This is a genomic window from Pseudomonadota bacterium, assembly GCA_030859565.1.
GTDB lineage: Bacteria > Pseudomonadota > Gammaproteobacteria > JACCXJ01 > JACCXJ01 > USCg-Taylor.
The window spans coordinates 1-7,174 of the sequence record JALZJW010000167.1 but is presented as its reverse complement, the minus strand read 5'-3'; the positions used below and the strand labels follow the sequence as shown (position 1 = coordinate 7,174).

The 7,174-nt window shown below is 60.2% G+C and carries 8 protein-coding genes and 1 tRNA gene; 6 read left to right on the top strand and 3 right to left on the bottom strand.

Annotation, left to right across the window (positions count from 1 at the left end; genetic code table 11):
- Positions 1 to 81 precede the first annotated feature (81 nt).
- The 6 genes from M3436_18090 (at position 82) to M3436_18065 (ending at position 4,369) form a co-directional block, all read left to right on the top strand.
- Positions 82 to 1,392: a Mu-like prophage major head subunit gpT family protein gene (locus M3436_18090; protein ID MDQ3565919.1), complete on the top strand. Its 1,311-nt coding sequence runs from the start codon at positions 82 to 84 to the stop codon at positions 1,390 to 1,392.
- Between the two features lie 243 nt (positions 1,393 to 1,635).
- The gene (locus M3436_18085; protein ID MDQ3565918.1) at positions 1,636 to 2,184 is read left to right on the top strand and encodes a hypothetical protein; all 549 of its coding nucleotides are present in this window, start codon (positions 1,636 to 1,638) and stop codon (positions 2,182 to 2,184) included.
- A gap of 162 nt (positions 2,185 to 2,346) precedes the next feature.
- On the top strand, positions 2,347 to 3,048 hold the full coding sequence (locus tag M3436_18080; protein ID MDQ3565917.1) for a DUF433 domain-containing protein: 702 nt from the start codon (positions 2,347 to 2,349) through the stop codon (positions 3,046 to 3,048).
- Positions 3,017 to 3,445 (top strand): hypothetical protein, encoded by a 429-nt coding sequence (locus tag M3436_18075; protein ID MDQ3565916.1) that lies wholly within the window; start codon positions 3,017 to 3,019, stop codon positions 3,443 to 3,445. Before M3436_18080 ends, M3436_18075 begins: the two co-directional genes overlap by 32 nt.
- Before the next feature lie 297 nt (positions 3,446 to 3,742).
- On the top strand, positions 3,743 to 4,096 hold the full coding sequence (locus M3436_18070) for a hypothetical protein (GenBank protein ID MDQ3565915.1): 354 nt from the start codon (positions 3,743 to 3,745) through the stop codon (positions 4,094 to 4,096).
- 54 nt (positions 4,097 to 4,150) lie between these two features.
- Entirely contained in the window at positions 4,151 to 4,369 is a 219-nt protein-coding gene (locus M3436_18065) for an AlpA family transcriptional regulator (protein ID MDQ3565914.1), read from the top strand.
- Between the two features lie 781 nt (positions 4,370 to 5,150).
- Here M3436_18065 and M3436_18060 read toward each other — a convergent pair.
- The 3 genes from M3436_18060 to M3436_18050 all read right to left on the bottom strand — a co-directional run.
- Positions 5,151 to 5,226 (bottom strand) — tRNA-Asn (locus M3436_18060).
- A gap of 60 nt (positions 5,227 to 5,286) precedes the next feature.
- Positions 5,287 to 6,600, bottom strand: a complete 1,314-nt coding sequence (locus M3436_18055) for an MFS transporter (protein MDQ3565913.1) — start codon at positions 6,598 to 6,600, stop codon at positions 5,287 to 5,289.
- 125 nt (positions 6,601 to 6,725) lie between these two features.
- The coding region (locus tag M3436_18050) for a hypothetical protein (protein ID MDQ3565912.1) at positions 6,726 to 7,174 on the bottom strand (449 nt) is incomplete at its 5' end.

Sequence of the window (7,174 nt, the reverse complement as noted above, 5' to 3'; positions counted from 1 at the left end):
CCAATTGGAGCCGATGCGGGCGCTCAGATCCGGTCCGAAGATTCGAGAACATTCCCCTGCATTTTTAGGAGCCCAAATACTATGAATACCCCCACCAAGCAGGCGACGACCGAGCCTGTACAAACACGCAGCGAGGCCGAGATCGAGTTAGAGCGCGGTCTGCTTATCCGCAAGCACATAACTGATGGCGGCCTCGATGCGAAGATGGCCGACCAGCTGATCAGGGATCGCGTGCCGCTCGATAAAGCGCGGGAACAGATCCTAAATGCGTTGGCGGATCGGACATCCGAGGTGAATATTCGGAGTGCGGCCGCTATATATCCTGCAACGCCGCACGGCGGGGAGCTGTCAGGAATGACCGAGGCGCTTTGTGTGCGGGCTGGTATCCTTCCTAAGCCGACGGTGTCGGCAGAGCCTTATTTGCACATGAGGCTTTCCGACATGGCGGGGATCTGCTTGGAGAGCGCGGGTCACCGGATGCACGGCCAGGCGCCGGATCGGATCCTCCGCGCGGCCTTACACACCACGAGCGACTTTCCAAACCTTCTGCTCGGGACCGGAGAGCGAGCTTTGAGGATGGGGTACGAGGCGTTCAGTGGTGGTTTGATCAGGATCGCCAAGCAGTCCACCGCGAGAGATTTCCGAGCCAAGAACAAGTTGCAACTGAGTGAGGCGCCGGAGCTGCTGGAAGTCTCGGAGCACGGCGAGGTCATCCATGGCTCCATGACCGAGAGCAAAGAGTCCTATGCGCTTGCCACCTATGCGCGGATCTTCGGGCTTACGCGACAATCGTTAGTGAACGACGACCTTGGCGCGTTCATCGATACGATCGGGAAGTTCGGGCAGTCGGCCGCGGAATTGGTCGCGAAAAAGTTGGTAACGCTCTTACAGAGCAATCCGGTCATGTCCGACGGTGTCGCGCTGTTCCATGCAACACATGGGAACCTTGCGGCTACCGGGGGTGCTATTGATTTAACCAGTCTCGGGGCTGCCCGCAAGGCGATGCGGTTGCAGAAGGGTCTCGATGGCGTGACGCCGATCAATGCAATGCCTAAGTTTTTGGTTGTTCCGGCGGCGCTTGAGACCGTGGCCGAGCAGTACCTAACGCAGATCGCCGCAACGCAATCCGCGGATGTAAACCCATTCGGCGGACGGCTGGAGCTGGTTGTTGATCCTCGGCTCGATGCGGTGAGCGCTACCGCCTGGTACCTGGCCGCAGATTCAGGGCTGATCGACGGACTCGAGTTCGCCTATCTGGACGGCAGCGATGGGCCTATATTCGAGACGAAAGAGGGCTGGGAAATCGATGGGCTGGAGTTCAAAGCCACCTTGGACTTCGGCTGCGGGGTTCTGGATCACCGGGGTCTGTACCGTAATCCGGGACCGGCGTAACGCGTAACTGGGCCAAGTAAAGGCAACGGCTCTGCTGCGGGATGAAAGGCGGCGGAGCCTTCTAGCTCATTGGTTCATTACAGGGCTGTGTACGCACGCAAGAGATGAGCTCCGATTGCACAAGGCGAGTGATTCTAATATAATCAATTACTTGGGTCCTATCCATCCAAATCCCAGCGCGGGTGATTCGGACCCCGTTCGCACGCTAATTTCAAACTTTTCCTAGTGTTCCACCCCTCAAGCATGGCCATAACCACGCAGCTTTGGACTATTTCCGGCCTATCGATCGAGCTGGTCATTGACCGCCGCACCCTGGCAAAGCGACTCGCGAGCCTTCGGCCCGACGATATGCGGACCGAGGGCGGCAAGCAGATCAAGCGCTGGCGTCTGTCGCGTGTCCTTGCGCACCTACAGGGCAACGGGAAAAGCGAGGCGGCCTACGACCGCGAGGCGCTTGAGGAGATGGTCTGTCGTAGCATCTACCCTGCCGTTGTCAGTTCGCGGTATTTCAGGGGCTTGACCATTAATTACCTGCGCCAAGATCTCGGTGTCCCGACGGTAGATGCGCTACGCGCGTACCAAGTAGCATGCCTGGGCCTGTGCTACGCACTCGCCGAGTTTTTCAAGCTGGTCAACGATAGTCTTGATGGCGTCGCCGAGCGCGAGGAAATCCCACCGGCCGATCTTGCCGACTTTGAAGTTCTGGCGCCCAGTTGTTTCGAGGAGCTTAAGAACATCGGCCCCGAGGCGTACGCCGCGAAGTATTGGCCAGACAAGGCCGCGGAGCCTTGACGACCCGCTGACCCCCACTTACGAGGCGGGGTCCCTTTCCGTGATGTCCCAAGGAGGCGGGGGGTGTCGGTGGTTTCTAGGTTAGGGGGGTATCGCGAGCGCCGCTATACTTGTCGTACAATATCCGGAGGCGCTTGTATCTCTACTGGCCGACGAAGCTTTATGAGGCGCGACGCTTTCACCCAACAAGACTTGAGGAACACACCGGCCTACGGCATTCCTGAGGCCGCGGGCTACCTACGTCTGCCGGTGTCCACGCTTCGCGCTTGGATGCTTGGGCAGCGCTACCGCGACCGCGGAGAGCCAAAGTTCTTCAAACCGGTAATTGAGATCGCCGATCCCAACAACCGGCATCTATCCTTCATTAACCTCGTCGAGGCGTTCGTGCTCGCCGGAGTTCGACGCAAGCACGACATCTCATTGCCCAAGGTGCGAAAGGCGGTGGCTTACCTGCGCCGCACGTTCGATACAAAAAGACCTCTGGCGGAAGAGAAGTTCCAGACGGACGGCGTAGATCTTTTCGTAGAGAAGTTCGGCTCGCTGATCGGAGCGACGCAGGAAGGCCAGGTTCAGATGCGCGAGATCATCCACGACCGCTTGAAGCGTGTTGTGCGCGACCCGCGAGGGATGCCGGAGAAGATTGTCCTGTTTCCTGCGGGGCGCGAAAAGGCCAGGAGCGCCGACGTGGTGATCGATCCGAAGTTCTCGTCCGGGCGGCCGATTCTCGATGGCCTCGGCGTGCGCACCGCAATCCTAGCAGAGCGCTTCGATGCCGGCGACAACGTCGAAGTCCTAGCACGCGAATACGATGCCCCGCCCGAGGCTGTCCAGAATGCCATCCGCTGCGAGCGCCGCGCAGCGTGAAGCCAAGCGGCTCTTATCGCTTACCTTCTTTCTAGATTACCAGATCGGCCGGTATATCGTCGCGGAAATGTTGCGCGGCGCGGGTGCACGGGTCGAAGTCCATTTGGACCATTTCCCGGGCAACACGCCCGATCACGAATGGATTCCAGAAGTCGGACGGCGCGGCTGGGTGTTAATCACGAAGGACCAGAATATCCGCCGCAACCCACTTGAGCGGGCGGCCTACGCGACCGCGAAGCTGCGCGGCTTCATCGTGACCGGCAAGGACATGAACGGCAACGAACTCGGCGATCTGCTCGTGCGCTGCCTCGACGGAATGGTCCGCCGCACCGCGGGGCGCACGGGACCTTTGCAATTTACCATCTCCCGCGGCGGCACCTTTAAGAAAATGATCTAAGCGATGTGAGGCGTGCGGCAACTCGCCTAGCCCTCGCCTCGGCCGTCTTTTTTTCTTGAAACCGGCATAGGGATCAACTATACTGAAGGTAGGCGTTTAGTAGCGCCACACAGAGCGGTCACCGCACCCGTCAGACTCGCGGTTTTTTTGTGCCTCAGTTATTTGCCGGGCGTGCGACCGGAATACAAGACCCGAAAGGGGAATACCGTTGCGCCGTCTCTGTGCGGCTACTAAGCGCCCGGCGCCCCATCATTTCCGATGCGCGTCAACAATTCTGAAAAGAGCGTGAGGCACAACATGACAAAGACGAACTTGAAATGGACGGACTTGGAATGGTTTGAATGGGCCGATGGCCGCGAGATGGCCGGCCGCAGCCTAGCCACCGGGGAGCGTGAGCGGCTTATTTTGACACGGAAGGGTTCCTGGGGGATCGAACGAAAATCGGACCAGAAAGGGGCGCGCTCCACCTGGAAGGATGTCGAGTGGCCAGAAGCAATCGCATGGCTCACCTTAAACGGCCACCTAAACGGCCGCGTGGTCCCGAAGGAGTGGATAACTGGCGGTGGACCTGACTCGTGCATGAACGCGGTTGGGTTGTGGGCGCACGGTACCCTTAAATACATCCGCGTGAAGGCGACTGGGCGTTCCTAACCGCAAACCTACACCCGCCCCTTCGGGGGCGGTTACCAATCAAGGAGATCAAAAATGAACAACCTCCCGGAAACCGGATTTCTGAGGCTCACACAGATAATCGGCGATCCAAGGGCCGATCCGCCGATCCCTCCAATCTTTCCGATTGGCAAGACTGCTTGGTGGCAGGGGGTACAAGATGGCCGCTACCCGAAGTCAATAAAGCTCGGTCCGCGCACGACTGTTTGGAGGGTAGAGGACATTCGGAAATTAATTGATACGGTGGGCCGATGATATTGCAAACGCGCTGTTGCTCTTTCCTTCGCCATACCCTGGGGGTGGCCGCACCGTTACTCGTAACGGGTAAAACCCCACCTCGAAGAAAAAGCACGGATGCGCTCTTGCCCTTTAGGTGGGAGCGGAGCGCGATCGTTCAAATCTAGGGGGCTGCACCGTTGGGCGCGAGCATTGATAAAAACACCCTCGCATCCCTTCGAGGGTGTACAGGGCCGGATCGCGGGAGGGGGATGCGAGCCGGCGCCTGCCCGAGATGTATCGGCAGGATGCGGGTGGACATTTACCGCTAAGGGTCCCTGGGGTGCCGAGCGCGAGCGTTCAACCTGCCACGCGCCGCCGGGGGGCGTATGAGGGCCGGCGAGAAGCCGAGCGCGATCGCGGCTTGGCTCAACACCCTCGGGTTTGTCGGCACGGGCGCCAACGGTAAACTGGGTTTCTGAAGTAAGAGGACCTCAGCTACAGCAGCCGCGGCCCCGCGGGCGGCTTTCCTCATCGGCGCCGATGGGCCGACCAGTGCCCGAACTGGCTAAATAACAACCCGTCTTTCGGGTTGCCTTATCAGCCACCAGGTGACGAACATCGCCGCCACTCCCTTAAATGGGGGGATTCTTGGCGAGGCATGGCGAGGCGAGGACGGGACCGCGGGGATTGATCGAACGAACGACTTAACCGAGAGGGATAGACCGATCTACGCGCCGACTGTTAATTCCAGGGGTAGCAAATCAGTAGCAATGCGGTTTTGTGCTTCCGTGCTACGTGCGCAAGTTGCTGTTTTTTCTGGCTCCCCGGGACGGGCTCGAACCGCCGACCTAGTGATTAACAGTCACCCGCTCTACCGACTGAGCTACCGGGGAATCGGCGCTATGGTACTGACGCGCCCTGCACCGGTCAACCGAGGATCTTGTCCCCGGCACTTAATCCAGCGCGCGTTGCGTGATGAGAGCGCGCAGCGCGCGTTGGCGCGTTTGATCGATCGGAAAATTCCGAAGAAATAGGGCCCCGAGCGCCATCAGCACGCCCGGCAACCAGCCGTAGACCGCCATGAGCGCGAATTCGGAGCTGGGGGTATGCGTGCTCGCGTCGGCGGGTTCGAACCCGAAATACGCCGGGAGCACGGTCGCTAACAACACCCCGAGGGCGATGGCGAATTTGTAGGTCATCGCCCAGATGGCAAAATAGAGGCCGGTACGCTGCCGGCCCGAGGTCACGGTGTCATGATCGACGACATCGGCGGCGATGGAGTTCGCCAGGAACAGGATGGACGCGAAGCTGCTGCCGCGAATCGCGAGCACGCCGATGAGCGGCCAGCCATCGCCCTGCCCGTGGAAGGGCAGGAGCAGGCTCCATATTCCGGCCCAAAGCGCCGCCAGGCACAAGGCGCGGTGTTTGCCGATGCGATCGGAGATCCGGATCCATAGCGGCACCAGTGCGATGGTGGCGATGTTCTCGAGCAGCAGCATGCTGGCGAAGAGATGCGGGGTCTCGGTGACGTGGACCAGGACGATCTTATGCAGTGTCGCTTGAACGATAAGCCCGGAGACGAACAGAACGACGGCGATCATCATGCGCACGAACGCGGGATTTCGCGCCACGAGCATGAAACCCGCGAAACCCCGCGGCCATTCGCCCGCGAGCGTATCCGGGGGACGCTCGGGCACCGTCTTGAACGCAACGATGAGTAGCGGCGGCAGTGTCAGGATCACGGTCAGGGCAATGGCTTTCAACTGCGTCTCCGGTTCTTGCTGACCGAGAGATTCCAGGACCATGAGCACCAACACGAACACCAATTGGCCGGCGAACCCGAAGGCCTCCCGCCAGGCGGTCACGCGCGAGCGTTCCGAATAGTCCGTGGACAGCTCCGCTCCCCACGCTTTGTAAGAAAGATCCACCAGCGTGAACGAGATAAAGAACACGCACGTCCACCCTAAAAGGTATCCAAACGTCACGCCCGGCGGCGGCGCGAAGATCATCCAGAGCGAAAGCATGAACAGGGGCGCGCCGGCGGCAATCCAGGGTTTTCGCCGTCCCCAGCGCGTGTTCCACCTATCGCTTACGATGCCTATGAAGGGATCGATGATGACATCGAGGATGCGCGAGGCGGCAATCGCGATCCCCACCGCCGCGAGCGGTAGCGCCATGTAATTGGCGTAATACGAAGGTACGAACAGCGCCAGCGGCAAGGCTGCGATCGCATAGGCCATGTAAGGCAGGCTGTAAATCACCATCATACCGGTGGTGATCTTTGGGGCGCTCAGGCCTGGAGCGTGAGGATGCAAACTAACCCTTGGAGGCTCGGGTGAATGGGTATGACATAGGCCGCTGCCGAGTGACTCCGGTTACGCGCCTTTAACAGCTAGCCTTCCTGCTCCGATAGGAGCTTCGATCCGCGCTCGGCGTGCAGGCGGGGTTGTTGCTTCCGGACTCCGGCCAGCTCCTCGGCACGGCGATCCAGCGTCTCCAACTGCTCCCGCAACCAAACCACCCATTCCTGGCTTTGCTCGGGAGACAGATTGCACGGGATCTTCTTCGGTTCGCCGATCGCGAGCCCGATACGCGTGAAGAGCGCGGGGATCTCCATGCGGTCCCAACGATGCTTGATGATGCGTTTGCGGCGCGCCGTCGCGGACGCGGGGACCACCACGTAACCGAGCTCCGCGGCCAGCTTGACGGCGCCGCGTTTGACCTTGTGATACGGACCGAGCGGGCCATCGACGGCGATGCCTCCGTTCGGGCGCCGCTCCAAGGCGCGGCGCATGATCTCGAGGGCATGGGTACGGCCGCGAATGGGAACCTGTACGCACT